The 17,469-nt window shown below is 69.2% G+C and carries 18 protein-coding genes; 13 read left to right on the top strand and 5 right to left on the bottom strand.

The window, feature by feature from the left end; all coding sequences use genetic code 11:
• Positions 1 to 1,161 (top strand): cytochrome c (locus tag PMI15_RS21735; RefSeq protein WP_007874244.1); only part of this gene is annotated, 1,161 nt, incomplete at its 5' end.
• A gap of 36 nt (positions 1,162 to 1,197) precedes the next feature.
• Here PMI15_RS21735 and PMI15_RS21740 read toward each other — a convergent pair.
• A complete protein-coding gene (locus PMI15_RS21740) occupies positions 1,198 to 2,418 on the bottom strand; it encodes a CaiB/BaiF CoA-transferase family protein (protein ID WP_007874246.1) in 1,221 nt (406 codons plus the stop codon).
• A 138-nt stretch (positions 2,419 to 2,556) separates the two neighbouring features.
• Here PMI15_RS21740 and PMI15_RS21745 point away from each other — a divergent pair, with 138 nt between their 5' ends.
• Entirely contained in the window at positions 2,557 to 3,546 is a 990-nt protein-coding gene (locus PMI15_RS21745) for a LysR substrate-binding domain-containing protein (RefSeq protein ID WP_007874248.1), read from the top strand.
• A gap of 82 nt (positions 3,547 to 3,628) precedes the next feature.
• Here the strand turns inward: PMI15_RS21745 and PMI15_RS21750 are convergent, their stop codons facing one another.
• The gene (locus PMI15_RS21750) at positions 3,629 to 4,912 is read right to left on the bottom strand and encodes a serine hydrolase (protein WP_007874250.1); all 1,284 of its coding nucleotides are present in this window, start codon (positions 4,910 to 4,912) and stop codon (positions 3,629 to 3,631) included.
• A 168-nt stretch (positions 4,913 to 5,080) separates the two neighbouring features.
• On the opposite strand from PMI15_RS21750, the gene PMI15_RS24155 reads away from it, so the two are divergent.
• Positions 5,081 to 5,908: an AraC family transcriptional regulator gene (locus PMI15_RS24155; protein ID WP_007874252.1), complete on the top strand. Its 828-nt coding sequence runs from the start codon at positions 5,081 to 5,083 to the stop codon at positions 5,906 to 5,908.
• A 19-nt stretch (positions 5,909 to 5,927) separates the two neighbouring features.
• Here the strand turns inward: PMI15_RS24155 and PMI15_RS21760 are convergent, their stop codons facing one another.
• The gene (locus PMI15_RS21760) at positions 5,928 to 6,326 is read right to left on the bottom strand and encodes a RidA family protein (RefSeq protein ID WP_007874254.1); all 399 of its coding nucleotides are present in this window, start codon (positions 6,324 to 6,326) and stop codon (positions 5,928 to 5,930) included.
• A gap of 147 nt (positions 6,327 to 6,473) precedes the next feature.
• Between PMI15_RS21760 and PMI15_RS21765 the strand changes: the two genes are divergently transcribed.
• Together PMI15_RS21765 and PMI15_RS21770 are read left to right on the top strand one after the other, a co-directional pair.
• Entirely contained in the window at positions 6,474 to 7,457 is a 984-nt protein-coding gene (locus PMI15_RS21765; RefSeq protein ID WP_007874256.1) for a LysR family transcriptional regulator, read from the top strand.
• A gap of 27 nt (positions 7,458 to 7,484) precedes the next feature.
• The gene (locus PMI15_RS21770; protein ID WP_007874262.1) at positions 7,485 to 7,721 is read left to right on the top strand and encodes a hypothetical protein; all 237 of its coding nucleotides are present in this window, start codon (positions 7,485 to 7,487) and stop codon (positions 7,719 to 7,721) included.
• Positions 7,722 to 7,792: 71 nt separating this feature from the next.
• On the opposite strand, the gene PMI15_RS21775 is transcribed toward PMI15_RS21770, so the two are convergent.
• A complete protein-coding gene (locus tag PMI15_RS21775) occupies positions 7,793 to 8,689 on the bottom strand; it encodes an intradiol ring-cleavage dioxygenase (protein WP_007874263.1) in 897 nt (298 codons plus the stop codon).
• Between the two features lie 118 nt (positions 8,690 to 8,807).
• A complete protein-coding gene (locus PMI15_RS21780; protein ID WP_007874264.1) occupies positions 8,808 to 9,548 on the bottom strand; it encodes a response regulator in 741 nt (246 codons plus the stop codon).
• A gap of 141 nt (positions 9,549 to 9,689) precedes the next feature.
• Between PMI15_RS21780 and PMI15_RS21785 the strand changes: the two genes are divergently transcribed.
• From PMI15_RS21785 to virB11, 8 genes are read left to right on the top strand one after another with little or no spacing between them, the layout of a single operon-like run.
• Positions 9,690 to 10,331 (top strand): lytic transglycosylase domain-containing protein, encoded by a 642-nt coding sequence (locus tag PMI15_RS21785; protein WP_007874265.1) that lies wholly within the window; start codon positions 9,690 to 9,692, stop codon positions 10,329 to 10,331.
• Positions 10,321 to 10,662 (top strand): TrbC/VirB2 family protein, encoded by a 342-nt coding sequence (locus PMI15_RS21790; protein ID WP_007874266.1) that lies wholly within the window; start codon positions 10,321 to 10,323, stop codon positions 10,660 to 10,662. The genes PMI15_RS21785 and PMI15_RS21790 overlap by 11 nt, the downstream gene beginning before the upstream one ends.
• A 3-nt stretch (positions 10,663 to 10,665) precedes the next feature.
• Positions 10,666 to 10,950, top strand: coding sequence for a type IV secretion system protein VirB3 (locus PMI15_RS21795; RefSeq protein ID WP_007874267.1), 285 nt, complete (start codon positions 10,666 to 10,668; stop codon positions 10,948 to 10,950).
• 25 nt (positions 10,951 to 10,975) lie between these two features.
• Positions 10,976 to 13,387: a VirB4 family type IV secretion/conjugal transfer ATPase gene (locus PMI15_RS21800; RefSeq protein WP_007874268.1), complete on the top strand. Its 2,412-nt coding sequence runs from the start codon at positions 10,976 to 10,978 to the stop codon at positions 13,385 to 13,387.
• Positions 13,384 to 14,574 (top strand): type IV secretion system protein, encoded by a 1,191-nt coding sequence (locus PMI15_RS21805; RefSeq protein ID WP_007874269.1) that lies wholly within the window; start codon positions 13,384 to 13,386, stop codon positions 14,572 to 14,574. The genes PMI15_RS21800 and PMI15_RS21805 overlap by 4 nt, the downstream gene beginning before the upstream one ends.
• Positions 14,571 to 15,371, top strand: a complete 801-nt coding sequence (locus tag PMI15_RS21810) for a TrbG/VirB9 family P-type conjugative transfer protein (protein WP_007874271.1) — start codon at positions 14,571 to 14,573, stop codon at positions 15,369 to 15,371. Before PMI15_RS21805 ends, PMI15_RS21810 begins: the two co-directional genes overlap by 4 nt.
• Positions 15,368 to 16,426 carry a TrbI/VirB10 family protein gene (locus PMI15_RS21815; RefSeq protein ID WP_007874273.1) on the top strand — a complete coding sequence of 353 codons (1,059 nt, stop codon included), beginning with the start codon at positions 15,368 to 15,370 and terminating at the stop codon, positions 16,424 to 16,426. Before PMI15_RS21810 ends, PMI15_RS21815 begins: the two co-directional genes overlap by 4 nt.
• A complete protein-coding gene (gene virB11, locus PMI15_RS21820) occupies positions 16,423 to 17,421 on the top strand; it encodes a P-type DNA transfer ATPase VirB11 (RefSeq protein ID WP_007874275.1) in 999 nt (332 codons plus the stop codon). Before PMI15_RS21815 ends, virB11 begins: the two co-directional genes overlap by 4 nt.
• Positions 17,422 to 17,469: the final 48 nt, after the last annotated feature.

Genomic DNA, 17,469 nt, shown 5'->3' on the forward strand with positions numbered 1-17,469 from the left:
GGCCGCCGGCTCGCGGCCGCCGGCGACTGCGTGGTCTGCCATACCGCGCCGGGCGGCATTCCCAATGCCGGCGGCCGGGCCATGGACACGCCCTTCGGCAAGATCATCACGACCAACCTCACGCCCGACGTGGAAACAGGCATAGGCAGCTGGTCCTTCAGCGCCTTTCAGCGTGCGATGCGCGAAGGAATTTCGCGCGACGGCCGTTACCTGTACCCGGCCTTTCCCTATAGTGCCTTCGCCAAAACCAGTGACGAAGACCTGACCGCGCTGTATGCCTACCTGATGGCGCAGCCCGCCGTGCGTTCCGCCACGCCCGCGACCCGGCTGGACTTTCCTTTCAGTGTGCGCCCCTTGATGGCCGGCTGGAACGCGCTGTTCCACGACGCCTCGCCCTACAGCGCCGACCCGGCGCGCAGTGCCGAATGGAACCGCGGCGCCTACCTGGTCAACGGCCTGGGGCACTGCGGCGCCTGCCATACGCCGCGCAACGCCGTGGGCGCCGAGCGCGGCGGCCAGGCTTTCCTGGGCGGCGCCATGGTCGACGGCTGGGAGGCGCCCGCGCTCACGGCGCTGTCGCGCGCGCCCGTGCCCTGGACGTCCTCGGAGCTCTATGCCTACCTGCGCAAGGGGTATGCGCCGCAACACGGCATCGCCGCCGGCCCCATGGCGCCCGTGGTGAAGCAGCTGTCCGCGCTGCCTGATGAAGACATTCGCGCCATGGCCGCCTACCTGGCGTCTTTCAACGAAGCGCTTCCTGAGGCCGAAAGCGCCGAACGCGCGCGGCAGGCGGTGCTGTCCGCGCGGCAGTCCGCCACCAGCCTGCCCGGCCCCGGCCAGCGCCTTTTCAACGGCGCCTGCGCCTCCTGCCACCACGACGGTGACGGCCCCCGTTTGCTTGGCGTGAACGTGCCGCTGGCGCTCAACAGCAATCTGCACAGCGCGCGGCCTGACAACCTGGTGCGCACGATTCTGGAAGGTATCAGCGCGCCCGCCGGCAAGGACATCGGCTTTATGCCGGCCTTCCGCCACAGCCTGGACGACAGCCAGGTCGCGGCGCTGGCCAGCTATATGCGCAGCCGTTATGCGCCGGCCGAACCCGCCTGGCAAGACCTGCCCGCCACGGTGGCGCGCCTGCGCGCCGCGCCGGGCGAACACTAGGATGTGCCGGCCCTGTGTAAAAAAGCGAATGCGGGTTCAGGCCCGTGCGGCGCCATCAGCCAGCCACTGCGCGAGGACCTCGGCCGTGTGCTGGCCCAGCAGCGGCGGGGGCCTGTGGTAGCTGACGGGCGAGCCGGAAAGGCGGATGGGGTTGGCCACCAGCGGCACCTCGCCCGCCAGGGGGTGGGGCAGGGCCATGCGCAGGCCGCGGGCCTGCACCTGCGGGTCGGCAAACACCTCGTCGATGCGGTTGATGGGGCCGCAGGGCACACCGGCGGCCTCCAGCGCGGCGATCCAGTCCGGCGAGCTGCGCATCACCGTGGCCTGCCTCAGCAAAGGCAGCAGCACGGCCCGGTGGGCCACGCGCTGCGCGTTGCTCGCAAAGCGCGGGTCCCGCGCCCATTCGGCGTGGCCCGCGACGGCGCAGAAGCGGGCGAACTGCTCGTCGTTGCCGACCGCCAGGATGATGTCGCCGTCCGCCGTCGGAAAGTCCTGGTAGGGCACGATGTTGGGATGCGCATTGCCCATGCGGCGCGGCAGCTGCCCGCCGGCCAGGTAGTTGGAGGCCTGGTTGGCCAGGCAGGCGATCTGCACGTCCAGCAGCGCCAGGTCGATGTGCTGCCCCAGGCCGGAGCGCTCGCGCTCCGCCAGCGCGGCCTGCACCGCCACCGTCGCGTACAGGCCGGTCATGATGTCCGTCAGCGCCACGCCGACCTTTTGCGGGCCGGCACCCGGCTCGCCGTCCGCGCCGCCGGTCACGCTCATCAGGCCGCCCATGCCCTGGATCAGGAAGTCGTAGCCCGCGCGCGCCGCATACGGCCCGGTCTGCCCGAAACCGGTGATGGAGCAATACACCAGGCGTGGGTGGCCGTCCTTCAGGCTGGCGTAATCCAGCCCATAGCGCTTGAGGCCGCCCACCTTGAAGTTCTCCAGCAGCACGTCGGCCTGGCCGGCCAGCGCCCGCACCTGCGCCTGGCCTTCGGGCGTGGCGATGTCGATGGCGACCGAGCGCTTGTTGCGATTGGCGCACAGAAAGTAACTGGCTTCGCCGGTGTCCCGGCCCGAGGCGTCCTTGAGGTAGGGCGGCCCCCAGGCGCGGGTGTCGTCGCCGCCCTGCGGCTTCTCGACCTTGACGACGTCGGCGCCGAGGTCGGCCAGCAGTTGCCCGGCCCAGGGGCCGGCCAGCACGCGCGACAAGTCCAGCACGCGGATGCCGCTCAGCGGCGGCGGGCGCAGGGCGGAAGAAGGGGAAGCCATGGGATGGGAATCTCCGGGAAAGAACCAGTCAATGGGAAAAGCTTAAAGGCGCAAGCCGCCCTTCACAAACGATGATTCGGCACCTGTGTGTGCCCAAAAAGAATTCCGACAACCTTGCCCGCAGGAAAGCCCGCAGCCATGCGCCGAAAAATCCCCTCCACCACCGCACTCGCCTTGTTTGAATCCGCGGCGCGCCACCAGAGCTTCACCCACGCGGCGCAAGAGCATTCGGTGACCCAGAGCGCCGTCTGCCGGCAGGTCGCGGGGCTGGAGGATTTCCTGGACGTCAAGCTGTTCAGGCGCACCAAACGCGGCGTGCTGCTGACGGATGCGGGCATTCACTACGCCCGCCGGGTGCGCGCGCGGCTGGACGACGTGGAGCGCGACACGCTGGAGATGATGGCCAGGGGCGGCACAGGCGGTGTGCTCGAACTGGGCGTGGTGCCCACCTTCGCGGCGAAGTGGTTGCTGCCCAGGCTGGGGGGCTTCCAGCGCCAGCATCCCGAGATCACGGTGCACCTGTCGTCCCGCACACGGCCTTTCCTGTTTGCCGAAACCACGCTGGACGCCGCCATCTGCGCCGGCGAGGCGGGCTGGCCCGGCACACAGTCGTCCTTCCTGATGGACGAAAGCATGGTGGCCGTCGGCAGCCCGGCGCTGGTGACACCCAGGCAGGTGCTCAAGCCCGCCGATGTGCAAGGCCTGCCGCTGCTGCAGATGAGCACACGGCCGTATGCCTGGCGCCAGTGGTTCGCGTCCCTGGGGCTTGATGTCGCCGGCGACATGGCCGGTGCGCGCATGGAGCTTTTTTCGATGGCGGTGCAAGCGGCCATTCACGGCCAAGGCCTGGCGCTGATCCCGCGCTTCCTGATCGAAGACGACCTGGCGCAGGGCCGCCTGGTGCAACTGACCCGGCACGAGTTTCTCAGCGACCGCCGCTACTACCTGGTCTGTCCCGAACAGAAGCTGGGCAACGGCATGCTGGCATTGTTCAGGGCCTGGATAGAAGCCGAGGCCGCGAAGTACAGGGACGGTTGCCGGCTTGCGGCGACGGGAGAGTGCGGGGCGGGGGAAAGTCAAAGCCTGCGCCAGTCGAGCTCGATTTTCGTGCGAGACACAGTCCCTTGAACCCCTGCCGCTGAGCGCGGGCAGCGCTCTGCGCTTCAGGAAACTTTCCCGGCGGACTTGATGGATGGATGGCTGGCGCGGCCTATTTCATCGCGCCGTAAACCATGGCCCGGAATTCGGCATGCACCGCCGCCCGCTCGGAGGGGCGCAGCAAAAACAGCACACCGACAAGGCGTTGCCTGGGGTCCATGAAATAGCGCGGGCCGGTGATGCCGCCCCAGAAGATGTCGCCCACGCTCCCCGGGAACACCGGGCCGCCGGCCTGGGTGCGCACGGGGTTGAACAGGTTCCAGGCGTAGCCGTCGCCGGGATGCGCCACGCCGCGCGTGCTGCCGATCTGGTCCGACATCGCCCAGCGCACCGTGGCCGGCGAGAGCAGCCGGGTACCCTCGAGTTCGCCTTCATTGAGCATCATCTGCAGCAGCCGCGCGTAGTCGCTCGCCGTGGAGGCCAGCCCCGCCCCACCCGAAAAACGCCTGGGCGGTTTGCTCACGTCCAGCCAGTCGAAGACCCATTTGTCGGGATCGTTCGCAAACGGGCGCGCCAGCCGCGGCAGCGCGGCGCCGCTGACCTGGAAGCTGGTGTCGCGCATCTTCAGCGGCTCCAGCACCAGCTCGCCCAGGGCTTTGTCCAGCGGCTTGCCCGTGACCCGCTCGATGATGTGTCCCAGCAGGTCCGTGGCGATCGAATATTCAAAGGACGACCCGGGTTCGAAGGCCAGCGGCAGCGTCGCCAGCTTGCGCATCATCTCGGGCGCGTCGTCCGCGTCGATGCGGTCTATGCCAAGCTCCCGGTAGCGGTCGCGCAGGGGGTTTTTCGGAAAGAAGAAGTAGGTGAAGCCGGCGCGGTGTGTCATCAGGTCGTGCACCGTGGGCTGGCGCGCCGCCGCCACAAGCTCGCTCGTGGGGTTGCCGGCCGGGTCGCGGCGCGCCACGCGCAGGTTGGCCAGCTCCGGCAGGTAGGTGGCAATGGGCGCCATCACCTTCAGCCGGTTCTCCTCGAACAGCCGCAGGGCGGCGACGGTGGTGACCAGCTTGGTCGATGAGGCGATAGGGTGGATGCTGTTGGTCGCCATGGCCACCCCGCGGTCCTTGTCGGCCCAGCCGACGGCCTCGTGCAGCAGCACCTTGCCGTCCTGCATCACCAGCACCACGGCGCCGGGAAAGCGGTTGGCCGCGACGTCGGCCTTGAGCCAGCCCACCACCTTGCCCAGGCGCGCGCCGTCGACCTGGGCCGGCGGCGCCTGCTGCGCCGTGGGCGCCGTGGCGCAGCCGGCCAAGCCCAGCGCCAGCGCCGCCGCCAGCAGGAAGGGCCCGAAGATGGCGCGGGCTGTGGCGCGGCCGGTAAAAAAATCGTTCTGCTGCATGCTGTTGTCTCCAGGTGGCCGCGCTTTGCGGCGGCTCAGCCCGGAATTTGGCGCGAAGCCCGCAAGCCCGTCTTTCAAAATCGCGATGGCCGCCCATCAGGAAAACCCTCTCCGTGCTTCCCGGTCTTTTGTAAGCCTGTAGTCAGTGGCCGGCTTCCAGATGCGCCGATGCCCGCATCGCCCCTGACCGACGAGACCTGGCCCGGCCTGCCCCTGTTGCAATGCAATATGGACCCCGGCCTGTACGAGCTCTATGTGGACACGCCCATGCTGGTGTTTCGCGACGATGTCGGCTCCCGGGTGGAAACCGCCGACGGGGAGGGGCACTGCGTGGAATTTCGCCAGGCGCCGCTGCGCTTTGACTTGTTCGCGCGGGGTGTGCGTATGAACGCGGTCAGCGACAGGGTTGCGACCATCAGCCTTGTCGTCGCGCTACCGCCTGGCTGGCTGCCGGCCGACGATGAGGGCGTGGCGGGGCGCTTTGGCCTGCGCTCGCTCTACCAGTTCGCCGACAACGACTTGAAGCGGCTTGTGCGACGCCTGACGGCCTGCCACCGAAGCGGCGAGCCGCTGGGCTCCGAGTATTCCGAAGCAATTTCGCGCACGCTGGTCGACAGGGTGGTGCGGCTGCAACTGGCGGCCGATGCGCGCCAGCCGGACAGCGCCGGGCTGGACCTGCAGGCGCGCGAATGGCTGGAAACCTTTGTCGATGCCAACCTGCAGGAGCCTCCGGCAGCCGCGGCCATGGCCGCCGCGCTGGGCATGGGCGTGGTCAGGTTTTCCCGCGCGTTCAAGATGACTTTCTCGGCGACGCCGCATCAATACATCCAGGCGCGGCGCCTGAAGCGCGCGCGGGAGCTGCTTTGCCGCACCGACGCGCCGCTCACCACGATCGCGCTGGACACCGGCTTTGCGAGCCACGCGCATTTTTCGGCGGTCTTTCGGGCCACGACGGGCCTCACGCCCAGCAGCTACCGCCGGGTGGCGGCCGAATGAGCGTCCGTCGCGGCCGCCATCATTGTGCTGATGCAAGCCTGGCAATCACCTTGATCTCGAACTGAAAGCCGTAGAGCCAGGTCACGCCCACACCCGTCAGCGTGGGGTGGGGCGCCTCGCCCCAGTAGTCCGGCACGATTTTCCAGACCGTCTCGAACGTCGATTCCGGATCCACCATGAAAACGGTGACATCCACCACGTCGTCGAAGCTGCAGCCCGCGGCTTTCAGGACGGCGTTCAGGTTGTCGAAGGCGAGCCGGACCTGCGCCTCCAGGTCGGGCTCGGGAGAGCCGTCCTCGCGGCTGCCGACCTGGCCCGACACAAACAGGAAGCCGTTGGACTTCACCGCCGGTGAATACCGGTTGCGTTCATAAAGCGCCCGGCGCCCGGGCGGGAAAACAACTTCACGTTGTGCCATCAATCTCTCCTTGCAAATAGGCCGAAGCCGGCCCGTGGTTCACGATGAAGACACTGTAGAAGGCAGTGCCTTCCCGATAAACAGGCAAGCCCACCCAACACTGTTCGTAGAATCCAAACAATCACCCAGGCCGGGAAGAAAGCACACATGGACCGTTTCGACGCAATGCAGGCCTTCGCGCGCGTGGTGGAAGCGGGCAGCTTCACCAGGGCGGCCGAGACGCTGCACATGAGTAAGACCAGCGTGACCCAGCTGGTGCAGCAGCTCGAGGCGCGGCTGCGCGTGCGGCTGCTCAACCGGACCACACGCCAGGTCAAGCTCACGGCCGACGGCGCGGCCTACTACGAGCGCGTGCTGCGCGTGCTGGCCGACGTGGACGATGCCGAGACCAGCCTGTCCAGCGCTTCGGCCTCGCCCAGGGGCCGGCTGCGGGTCGATGTTCCCAGCCCGCTGGCTTGCATGATCCTGGTGCCGGCCCTGCCGGACTTTCATGCGCGTTACCCCGAGATCCAGCTCGACATGGGTGTCAGCGACCGCATGGTCGACGTGATAGGCGACAACGTGGACTGCGTGGTGCGCGGCGGCGAACTCACCGACCAGTCGCTCGTCGCCCGCCGCGTGGCCGACCTGCAGCTGGGGGTGTATGCCGCGCCCGGCTACCTGGATCGCGTCGGCACGCCCTCGCACCCGCGGGACCTGGAGGGCACACAGCACCACATCGTCGGTTTTCTGTGGGCGCGCACCGGCAAGGCCTTTCCCTATGCCATGCACCGCGGCGACGAGAGTATCAAGGTGCAGGGCCGGCACCTGTTTGCCTTTGACGACGGCAATGCCTACCTCGCGGCCGGCCTGGCGGGCCTGGGCGTGCTGTGGCTGCCGGACTACATGGCCGTGGCGCACGTGGACAGCGGCGAGCTGGTGCCGCTGTTCCAGGACTGGCGCCTGGACCCCATGCCGCTTTATGTGGCCTTTCCGCCGAACCGCCATGTGAGCGCCAAGCTGCGGGTGTTTATCGAGTGGGTGGCCGGGCTGATGGCGCAACATGCGCCCGTCGCCGGCCCGCGTGATCGCAAGGAACGGGCGGCCCCGGCCCCGCGCCCGCGCAGGCCGGGAAAGATTTCGCAGCCATAGCTGCATTCAGTTCAAGGAGTATTAAAAATGGACATTCTTCGCGAAGCCCTGCTTTGCGCGCATGCGGGGCGATGGGATGAGGCGCATACCCTTGTGCAAAGCGATGAGTCACAAACGGCCGCCTGGCTGCACGGCATTTTGCATGTCCAGGAGGGCGACCTGGACAACGCCGCTTATTGGTACGGTAGAGCCCAGCGGGATTTCGGCGGGCGCGGGACTGTGGAGGAAGAGCTGGCGCGCTTTGAGGCCGGGTTGCCCCCATAACTGCAGCGCTCAAACGCGGAGACTGCCTCCTCGCATTGCATCCCGCGCGCTCACGGGATGCTCCCCACCCGCTACCGGGCGACGCCTATGGTGGCGGTCGCCGTGTAACCCGCGGCGGCGCTGCCGGCGAAGGTGGGTGTCATGGCCGCGATCTGGGCTGCGCTGTTGTCGCCGAACACGTTGTCGCTGGCGAGGGACACCGCCGCGAAGTTCGAGACGCTGGCGCTGTAGCCCGTGACGTTGGGGTAGACCGCGGAGCAGGTCGCGCTGGGCATGGCCAGCTGGGAAGTCAGCACCGAGTTCGTGCCCACCGTCGCGGTCGCGAGGCTGGAAAACACCTCGAAATGCATGTGCGGCCAGCGGCCGGAATAGCAGGCGGGGAAAATCGTGGTGAAGGTCACCTGGCCCGCGCTGTCGGTGACCTGCACGCCGCGCAGGTAACTCTCGGTGGGCGCGCTGTACAGCGAATACAGCCCGCTGCGGTCGCAGTGCCACAGGTAAATCGCATAGCCCGACAGGGCCGCGCAGCTTGCGTTGGTGTTCACCAGCGTCAGGGTGAGGGTGAGCGGCACGCCCGGCGCCACGGTGCTGGAGCTGATGAAGCTGCTGCGGATGTCGCTGCGCACGATGCCGCTGGCGGTCAGCACGTCCGAGGTCGCGCCCGACGAGCTGTTGGTGCCGTCGGCCGGGTAGGGGCCGCCTGTTTCCGTCGGGTCGGCGATGCAGGCGCCGCTGCTCGAGGTGCTGCTCGAACTCGTCGAACTGCTTGCCGTGGTGCTGCTTCCCGACGAGCTGCCCGAGGAGCCGCCCCCGCAGCCCGCGACCAGCAGTGCCGGCGCCGCCGCGGCGCCCAGCCAGGCCAGCGCCTGGCGGCGCTGCAGCAGCTGGGACGAAAGCCGGGGCAGGTCCTCGGCCAGGCTGTGGCCGTGCTGCGGTTCATGGGGCAATAAAACGTGTTTGTGGTTCATGGGTCACTCATGTGGTTGATGGAGCCCCTAGCGTCGCGCCGCCATGTTGCCGCCGGATGTCCGGATATTGCAGCTGTGTTGCAGACCTTGCGGCCGCCGCGCGGCCCCCATTCGCTCGCTAAGCCCGGGCGACCGCCGGCACAAACATATAACCCTCGTTGCGCACCGTGCGTATCAGGTCGGCGCGTTCCTCGCCGAAGGCGAGCTTGCGGCGCAGCCGGCTGATCTGCACGTCGATGGCGCGGTCGTAGGTGTCCTTGTCGGAGCCCAGCGCATAGTCCAGCAGCTGGTCGCGCGTCAGCACACGGCGCGGGTGCTGCGTGAAGGCGCGCAGCAGGCGGAACTCGCCGTCGGACAGGGTGACCACGGCATTCGCGGGATCGTACAAAACGCGCGAGCGCAGGTCTATGCGCCAGCCCGAAAACTTCAGCACCTCGCTGTCCTCGTCCACCTTCCCGCCTTCAGGTGGCGCGGAAACCTGCGGCGCGCCGGCGCTACGGCGCAGCACCGTGCGGATGCGCGCGAGCAGCTCGCGCGGGTTGCAGGGTTTGGCCAGGTAGTCTTCCGCGCCTATCTCGAGCCCGACGATGCGGTCTATGTCCGAGCCCACGGCCGACAGCATGATGACCGGCGGGCCACCGCTTTTTTGCAGGGCCCTGAGCGCGCTGAGCCCGTCTTCGCCGGGAAGCATGACGTCCAGCACGATCAGGGCGTAGCCGCCTTGCTCGAGCTTGGCGCGCATCTCGCGCACGTCGCCCGCCGTATCGACGTGGAAACCGTGCTTCTCCAGAAAGGACGAGACCAGTTCCCGGATTCCGGCATCGTCGTCAACGATCAGTAGGCGTGTGGAGAGGTTCACGGTGGGGCGGGGGTTTGCGAGGGATGATACCGCGATTGCCCCGGGTCCGGCCCGGCCTGCAACACACTGAAATAAAGCTGAAATTCCGCGGCAATGCGGGTTTTTGATACTGCGGGCATTCAACAACAAGGATGCCCGTACGTGCCCTCTCCCACCTACCTTTTTCCCGCCGGCGCCGCGGGTCTTGCCGCCGCGCTGCTGCTGGCCAGCCCGGCCGCGCCCTGCAGCGTGCTGGAGATAGGCGCGGACGGCGCCGTGCTGGTGCGCGCCGCTGACCGCGTCCGCGCGGCCGCCACCGGTGCCACTGCCGCCATGCCCGCCGCCTGGCGGCCGCAGCTTGAGCGCATCGCCGCCCGGCATGCGCTGAGCCCCGCGCTCGTGGAGGCGCTGGTCTGGCAGGAAAGCCGCTGGAACACCGGCGCGCTATCGCCCAAGGGGGCCATAGGCCTGGCCCAGCTGATGCCGGACACCGCGCGCGAACTCGGCGTCGACCCCCATGACCCGCTGGACAACCTCGAAGGCGGCGCGCGCTACCTGCGCCAGCAGATGGACCGTTTTGGCGACCTGCCGTCGGCCCTGGCCGCCTACAACGCGGGCCCGGCCCGCGTAGCGGCCGCCGGCGGCGTGCCCGACATCGCGGAAACCCGCGACTACGTCAACGCCGTTCTCGGCCGCATCACCGCATCGGCCGCAGCACCCGGCACCACTCCCACTCACTCCACCCATTCCACCCACCCCGCAACTTCCATCAACCCTCAAAAAGGAATCCTCCATGTCCCCTAAACGACTGATACACAGCGCTCTCAACCTGGCGGGCTTTGCCGCCCGGGCCGTGGCCTCACTGCCGGTCGGCAGCCTCGCGATCGCCGCGCCCGTGGCCGACCCGCAGGGCTCGGGCCCCATCCTGGCGGCCCTGATCTGGCTGCAGGGCACCCTGCTCGGCAACCTCGCCACGGCAGCCGCCGTGATCGCCGTCGCCATGGTCGGCTTCCTGATGCTGAGCGGGCGCATGAACTGGCGCTTCGGCGCGACCGTGGTGCTGGGCTGCTTCATCCTGTTCGGCTCGGCCGCGATTGTGTCGGGCATACAGGGCGCCGCCGGCGCGGCCCGCTAAGCCATGGGCGCGCTGCAATCCCACCCGGTGTTCCGCGCGCTGACCCGGCCGCAGATGTTTGCCGGCGTCACCTACAGCTTCTTTGTGCTCAACGCCTCGGTCACGACGGAGGCCTTCCTGGTGACGCGATCCTTCCTCGTGCTGCCGCTGGCGCTGGCCATCCACTGCGCCGGCTACCTGGCCTGCCTGCGCGAGCCCCGGGTGTTCGACCTCTGGCTGGCCAAGGCCGGCAAGTGTTCGCGCGTCCCCAACTGGAAACACTGGGGCTGCAACAGCTATGCCCCTTAGCCTCTCAACCCTCAGGAGTTCGCCCATGCCCTGGAAAAGTCCCGCCGCCTGGCTCAGGCGCGAAGTCCGCGCCGGTGACCGGCTGCCCTATGCCCGCCACCTGGACGACGGCACGCTGGTCCTGCGCGACGGCGCGCTGATGCGCACCCTCCACCTGCCCGGCCTGCCTTTCGAGACCGAAAGCGCCGAGGCCCTGAACCACCACCAGTCGGTGCGCGAGGTGCTGCTGCGCAGCGCGCTGGACGCGCGCTTCATCGTCTACCACCACATCGTGCGCCGCGAGATCGCGCCGCAACCCGAAGGCAGCTTCGAGCAGCCCTTCGCCGCCGAACTCAATGAACGCTGGACGGCCCGCCTCGCCGAGCGCCGGCTGTTTGTCAATGAACAGTTCCTCACCGTGATACGGCGCCCCGCGCGCGGCAAGAGCGGCTGGGCCGAAAAGCTGGGCCGGCGCATGCAGGCGGCCGGCACCGCCAGCCATGAAGACCAGCGCATGCTGAACGCCGCGGTGACCGCGCTGGCCTGCGGCCTGCAGCCCTACGGCGCGCGCGTGCTCGGCATCGTCTCGCGCCATGGCGTGAAATTTTCCGAGCCGCTGGAGCTGCTCTCGGCGCTGTACAACGGCGAGATGCGCCCCGTTGCGCTGCCTGGCAGCGAGGCTGGCAAGGATGGCGAGGTCGACCTGGGCCGGCACATTCCCTACTGCCGCGTGAGCTTCGGCCTCAACGCGATGGAAAGCGCGGGGCCGCAGGGGCGCAGCTTCTCGGCCGTGCTGTCGGTCAAGGAATACCCGGCCGCGACGCGTCCCGGCGTCCTGGATTCGCTGCTGCGCCTGCCGCACGAACTGGTGCTCACCGAAACCTTCTCGCCGGTGGACCGGCAGATCGCCCGCGAGCGCATAGACCTGGCGCTGCGCCGGCTCAAGGTGGCCGATGACGACGGCGCCACCGAGCGCATGGAAATGCTCAGCGCCAAGGACGCGCTGTCGGCCGGCGCCATCGGCTTCGGTGACCACCACTTGACGGTGCTGGTGCGCGCCGCCGGCCTGCCGGAACTCGACGCCGCGATCGCCGAAGCGGCCGCGGCCATCGCCGACATGGGCGCCGTCGCCGTGCGCGAAGACACCAACCTCGAGCCCGCCTTCTGGGCCCAGTTTCCCGGCAACGAGGACTATGTGGTGCGGCGCGCGCTGATCTCCACGGCCAGCGCCGCCGGCTTTTTGTCGCTGCACGGCTTTTCCACAGGGCAGGCGGCCAACAACCACTGGGGCCCGGCCGCCACCCTGTTCGAGACCACCAGCGCCACGCCTTACCACTTCAACTTCCACCAGGGCGACCTCGGCAACTTCACGGTCATAGGCCCCTCGGGTTCGGGCAAGACGGTGGTGCTCAATTTCCTGGCCGCGCAGGCGGCCAAGTTCTCGCCGCGCCTGGTGTTTTTCGACAAGGACCGCGGCGCGGAAATCTTTTTGCGCGCGGCCGGCGGCCACTATGCGCGCCTGGTGCCGGGCGAGCCGACGGGGCTGAACCCGCTGGCCCTGGCCGATACCGCGGAGAACCGGGCCTTTCTGTGCCAGTGGCTGGGCACGCTGCTGCAGGCCAGGGGGCCGGAGGAACTGGCCACGGTGGCCGGCGCGGTGGACGCCTGCTTCGGCCATGCACCCGCGTTTCGCCGCCTGCGCTATTTCCGCGAGCTGCTGTCGGGCGGGCGCAGGCCGGAAGAGGGCGACCTGTGCGCGCGCATGGCGCCCTTTGTGGGCGAGGGCGAGCACGCCTGGCTGTTCGACAACGCCAGGGACGAACTCGACATAGACCGCATGACCCTGGGTTTTGACATGACGGCGCTGCTGGACAACCCGCGGCTGCGCACGCCGGCCATGATGTATTTGTTCCACCGCATAGACGCGCGGCTCAACGGCGAGCCGGCCATGATATTGATCGACGAGGGCTGGAAGGCGCTGGACGACGAGGTCTTCGCCGCGCAGCTGCGCGACTGGCTGAAAACCCTGCGCAAGCGCAACGCCATCGTCGGCTTCGCGACCCAGAGCGCGCGCGACGCGCTGGACAGCCGCATCGCCTCGGCCCTGGTGGAGCAGACCGCCACCATGGTCTTCATGCCCAACCCCAAGGCGCGCGAGGAAGACTACTGCGCGGGTTTCGGCCTCACGCCGCACGAGCTGGACCTGATACGCGCGCTGCCGGCGCACAGCCGCTGCTTTTTGATCCGCCACGCCAACCACTCGGTGGTGGCGCGGCTGGACCTGTCGGGCATGGACGACATGCTGATGGTGCTGTCGGGGCGCGAGTCGGCCGTGCGCCGGCTCGACATGATCCGCGCGCGCGTCGGCGACGACCCGGCGGCCTGGTACCCGCTGCTGACCCGCGCGCGCTGGCCCGGGGATTCACCGGCGGATGTTCACAGGGGGGTGGCGGCATGAGTTGCACTAGCCTGAACTTCGACGGGCCCTCCGGCATCACCGAAGTCCTGCGCGGCGTGGACTGCGGCATGAAGCAGGCCACCGCCTTCGCGTTTGAGCGCTTCTTCGGCGCCCACGGCGCGCTGTCGCTCGCGCTGACGGCGGTGCTGACGCTCTACATCGCGCTGCTCGCGCTGAACCTGCTCACCGGCCGCACGGCGCTGAGGCTGTCGCTGCTCACGCCGCGCGCGCTGACGCTGGGCCTGGTGCTGACCTTCGCGAGCTCCTGGGTCGCCTACCAGCAGGTGGTGTGGAACCTCGCCGTGGGCGCGCCCGACGAGGTGGCGCGGCTGGTGATAGGCAGCCAGGGCTCGGCGACGGAATTTTTCGCGGGCCAGCTGGACCGCATGTTCAGCACCGTGGCCGACGCGGCCGGCGCCAGTTCCGCGGCGTCCGCGCCCGCGTCCGATGCCGCCAAAAAATCGGCGGGACTGTCACCGTCCGACCTGCTCTGGTTCAGCGGCCTGCTGCTGTTGCTGGGGACCGCCGGGGTGCTGATCGTCGCCAAGATCACGCTGGCCGCGCTGCTCGCCATCGGGCCGCTGTTCATGGTGCTGGCCCTGTTCGGTGCCACGCGCGGCCTGTTTGAGGGCTGGCTTAAAAGCGTGGCGCTGTTCGCGCTGGTGCCGCTGGTCACGGTGCTGGTCGGTGCCGGCGGGCTGATGCTGCTGTCGCCCATGGTCCAGGCCCTGTCCGCCGCCGGCGGTGCGCCGTCCATGCGCCTGGCGGTGGGCTTGTTGCTGGCCTCCTGCATTTACACCGCGCTGATGGCCATCAGCCTGAAGGCCGCGGCGTCGCTGACCAGCGGCTGGCGTTTGCCGCGCGCCGCGGGCGAAGGGCAGGGCGGCGACAGCCGGCCGGCTCTGCCTCCGCAGCCCCTTGGGCCGGCCGCCGCCGCGGCACCGGGGCTTCCCGGGGCCGGCCATGCGCACGAGGCCGGCCGCGATGAACGCGTTCGGCAGCTGGTTGCGGCCAGCTATCGTCCACCCGCGGCGGCCGCTGCCCACGGCGCAGCGCCACAGTCGCGCGCGGTGCAACTGGTTTCCGCCATGCCGGTGCCCGCGGCATCCGCCGCCGGTGAACGGACACGGCACCTGGGTGCGCGTGCACAAACCTCTTCGCCTTTCAAGGACAACAAGACACCATGAAACATGTATTTTTGAAAGCGGCGCTTTGGCCCGCCCTTTGCGGCGCGGCGCTGGCCCTGGCCGCGCCGGCCACGCACGCGCTGGACGAGGGCCGCGTGCGCAGCGTGGCCTACAGCCCTTCCGACATCGTTGCCATTGCGGGCCTCGAAGGCTTCCAGTCGCTGATTGCCTTCGGTGATGACGAGAAGATAGAGAACGTTGCCGTGGGCGACAGCCTGGCCTGGCAGGTCACACCCAACAAGCGTGCCAACGTGCTGTTCCTCAAGCCGGTCATGCGCGGCGCGGTGACCAATATGACTGTGGTCACCGACAAGCGTGTCTACCTGTTCGATCTGCGCACGGCGGCGCGCCCGAACGCGGTGCTGTACAGCCTGCGCTTTTCCTACCCCGCGCCGCCGGCCCCAGCGCCGGCCCCGGCCGTTGAGCCCGCGGCGCAGCCCCCGGCCGCCGCCGCGCCGAATGAGTTCGCCGAACGCGCGGCGAACCTCAACTTCGCCTGGGGCCGGCAGGGTTCCGGCAAGCTGCTGCCGGCCCATGTGTTTGACGACGGCCGCGCCGTCTACCTGGACTGGGGCAAGGACACGCCGCTGCCCGCCATCCTGGTCGCGGGAGACGGCGGCGTCGAGGGCCCGGTCAATTATTCGATGCGCGGCGGCACCATCGTCGTCGACGGCGTGATGCGCCAGCTGGTGCTGCGCGCGGGCAGCGATACGGCCACCTTGACCAACCTCACGGCGCCCGCCCCGGCCCCCGGCACAACCCGCCACAACCCCGCAAACCAGGAGATATACCGATGACAGGCAAGACCGGCCCGCACCCCGACCCGCGCGAAGGCATGACGGGGCAAGCGCTCGCGAACGCCAGCCGCAACGGCTTTCCCATCGTTGCCGGCCATGTGCAGCGCGGCGACCGCCTCGGCACCTTGATGGGCATCACCTGCGCGCTGCTGCTGGGAGGCGCCGCCTTCTGGGGCATGTCCTCGCAGCGCACGTCGCCGGCGGCCTCTCCCGTCGCCTCGGCTTCACCTGCGGCAGAGCTTCCCGCGCCTGTCGTGAAAACCGAGCCGCCCATGGCCGCGCCGCCTGTGGCACCGGCCGACGCTATGGAGAACCGCCTGCGTGCGCCTGCGCTGATCCTGGACATCGCGGCGGCCGAATCCAGACCCGCTTCGCCACCGGCGGCGGCCGTCGCCGCAGCGGCGCCCGCGAGCGCCGCGCGCGGCCCGCAGCAGCCGCTGTCGGCCGACGAGTCCTTCGCCGAGCGCATAGGCAGCAGCAGCGCGGATACCGTCACGGCCACCCGCCTGGCCGACCCCGGCCACACCGTGATCCAGGGCACCCTGATCGCGGCCGTGCTGGAAACCGCCATCGACAGCGACCTGCCCGGCTTCGCGCGCGCCGTCGTCAGCCAGGACATACGCTCGTTCGACGGTTCGCGCGTGCTGATCCCGCGCGCCTCGCGCCTGGTCGGGCAGTACAAAAGCGGCGTGGCCAACGGCCAGAAGCGCGCCTATGTGTTGTGGTCGCGTTTGATACGGCCGGACGGCGCTTCCATCGCGCTGGCCTCGCCCGCGACCGACTTCGCGGGCAACACCGGCCTGGCCGGCGAGGTGGACACGCATTTCTTCGCGCGCTTCGGCTCGGCCATCCTGCTGTCGGTGGTCGACGTGCTTGCCGCGGTGGGCAGCGCGTCGGTGGTGATTTCGGGCTCGCAAAGCGCCGCCGCGGTGGCGGTGCAGCGCGACGCGCAGATACCGCCCACCATCAAGGTGCCCCAGGGCTCGCCGATTCGCGTCTTCACCGCGCGCGACCTGGATTTCGCCGCCGTCACGCGGGAGGCCGCCGCCAAATGAACGACGCTGTCTTTGCCGAAAAATCCCGGGAGGCCTTCGGGTCCGTCTACCTCGGCGCCTACCTCGAACCTTTCCGGGAGTGGCTGGAGGGTGACGAGGTGTCGGAGATCATCGTCAACCGTCCCGGCGAGGTCTGGCTCGAAGTGGCCGGCGAAGACGCCATGCGCAGGGTGGCCGCGCCCGCCGTGGACGACACCCTGCTGCGCCGCCTCAGCGAGCAGGTCGCGCGGGTTACCCACCAGGGCGTCAGCCGCACCTGGCCGCTGCTGTCGGCCACCTTGCCGGGCGGCGCGCGCCTGCAGGTCGTTGCCCCGCCCGCGACGCGCGGGCACTGGGCGCTGGCCATACGCCGGCACCGGCTCAGGGAAGTCAGCCTCGCCGACTACGCGCAAAGCGCGCGCGTGGGCAAGGCGGACACCGGCCTGCGGATCGATGCGGCCGACCCGGTAGGAACTTTGCGCCGCGCCGTCGCCGCACGGGCCACCATACTGATCAGCGGCGGCACCTCCAGCGGCAAGACCACCTTCCTCAATTCCCTGCTGCGCGAGGTGCCCGGCGGCGAGCGTGTGGTGCTGATCGAGGACACGCCCGAGATCCACACCGGCGAGGGCAACAAGCTCGCGCTGGTCGCGGTCAAGGGCGAACTCGGCGAAGCCAGGCTCACCACCGACGACCTGCTGCAGGCGGCCCTGCGGCTGCGGCCCGACCGCATCGTGCTCGGCGAGCTGCGCGGAAAGGAGGCGGTCAGCTTTCTGCGCGCCATCAACACCGGCCATCCCGGCTCCTTCACCACCATCCACGCCAACTCGCCGCAGGGCGCGCTGGAGCAACTGGCGCTGATGGTGCTGCAGTCCGGCCTGGGCCTGTCGCGTGCCGACACGATTGCCTATGCCTGTTCCGTCGTCGACCTCGTGGTGCAGCTGGACCGCACGGGCGGGCGGCGCGGCATCGCGCAGATCGTCGCCGCGCGCGAGCTGGCCCTTGCCATGCGCTGACATCCCTTATGGCCAGCCTTCCCGCCTTGCGTGACACCCCCCTGCTTC

Origin of the sequence: Polaromonas sp. CF318, assembly GCF_000282655.1 — a bacterium.
Classification (GTDB): domain Bacteria; phylum Pseudomonadota; class Gammaproteobacteria; order Burkholderiales; family Burkholderiaceae_C; genus Polaromonas.

Bases quoted from the DNA above. Each gene is read 5' to 3' on its own strand.
- PMI15_RS21770 (WP_007874262.1), top strand. From the start codon at position 7,485: ATGGACATTCTTCGCGAAGCCCTGCTTTGCGCGCATGCGGGGCGATGG.
- PMI15_RS21805 (WP_007874269.1), top strand. From the start codon at position 13,384: ATGAGTTGCACTAGCCTGAACTTCGACGGGCCCTCCGGCATCACCGAA.
- PMI15_RS24155 (WP_007874252.1), top strand. From the start codon at position 5,081: ATGCCCGCATCGCCCCTGACCGACGAGACCTGGCCCGGCCTGCCCCTG.
- PMI15_RS21800 (WP_007874268.1), top strand. From the start codon at position 10,976: ATGCCCTGGAAAAGTCCCGCCGCCTGGCTCAGGCGCGAAGTCCGCGCC.
- PMI15_RS21795 (WP_007874267.1), top strand. From the start codon at position 10,666: ATGGGCGCGCTGCAATCCCACCCGGTGTTCCGCGCGCTGACCCGGCCG.
- PMI15_RS21760 (WP_007874254.1), bottom strand. From the start codon at position 6,326: ATGGCACAACGTGAAGTTGTTTTCCCGCCCGGGCGCCGGGCGCTTTAT.
- PMI15_RS21775 (WP_007874263.1), bottom strand. From the start codon at position 8,689: ATGAACCACAAACACGTTTTATTGCCCCATGAACCGCAGCACGGCCAC.
- PMI15_RS21810 (WP_007874271.1), top strand. From the start codon at position 14,571: ATGAAACATGTATTTTTGAAAGCGGCGCTTTGGCCCGCCCTTTGCGGC.
- virB11 (WP_007874275.1), top strand. From the start codon at position 16,423: ATGAACGACGCTGTCTTTGCCGAAAAATCCCGGGAGGCCTTCGGGTCC.
- PMI15_RS21745 (WP_007874248.1), top strand. From the start codon at position 2,557: ATGCGCCGAAAAATCCCCTCCACCACCGCACTCGCCTTGTTTGAATCC.
- PMI15_RS21740 (WP_007874246.1), bottom strand. From the start codon at position 2,418: ATGGCTTCCCCTTCTTCCGCCCTGCGCCCGCCGCCGCTGAGCGGCATC.
- PMI15_RS21790 (WP_007874266.1), top strand. From the start codon at position 10,321: ATGTCCCCTAAACGACTGATACACAGCGCTCTCAACCTGGCGGGCTTT.
- PMI15_RS21765 (WP_007874256.1), top strand. From the start codon at position 6,474: ATGGACCGTTTCGACGCAATGCAGGCCTTCGCGCGCGTGGTGGAAGCG.
- PMI15_RS21815 (WP_007874273.1), top strand. From the start codon at position 15,368: ATGACAGGCAAGACCGGCCCGCACCCCGACCCGCGCGAAGGCATGACG.
- PMI15_RS21750 (WP_007874250.1), bottom strand. From the start codon at position 4,912: ATGCAGCAGAACGATTTTTTTACCGGCCGCGCCACAGCCCGCGCCATC.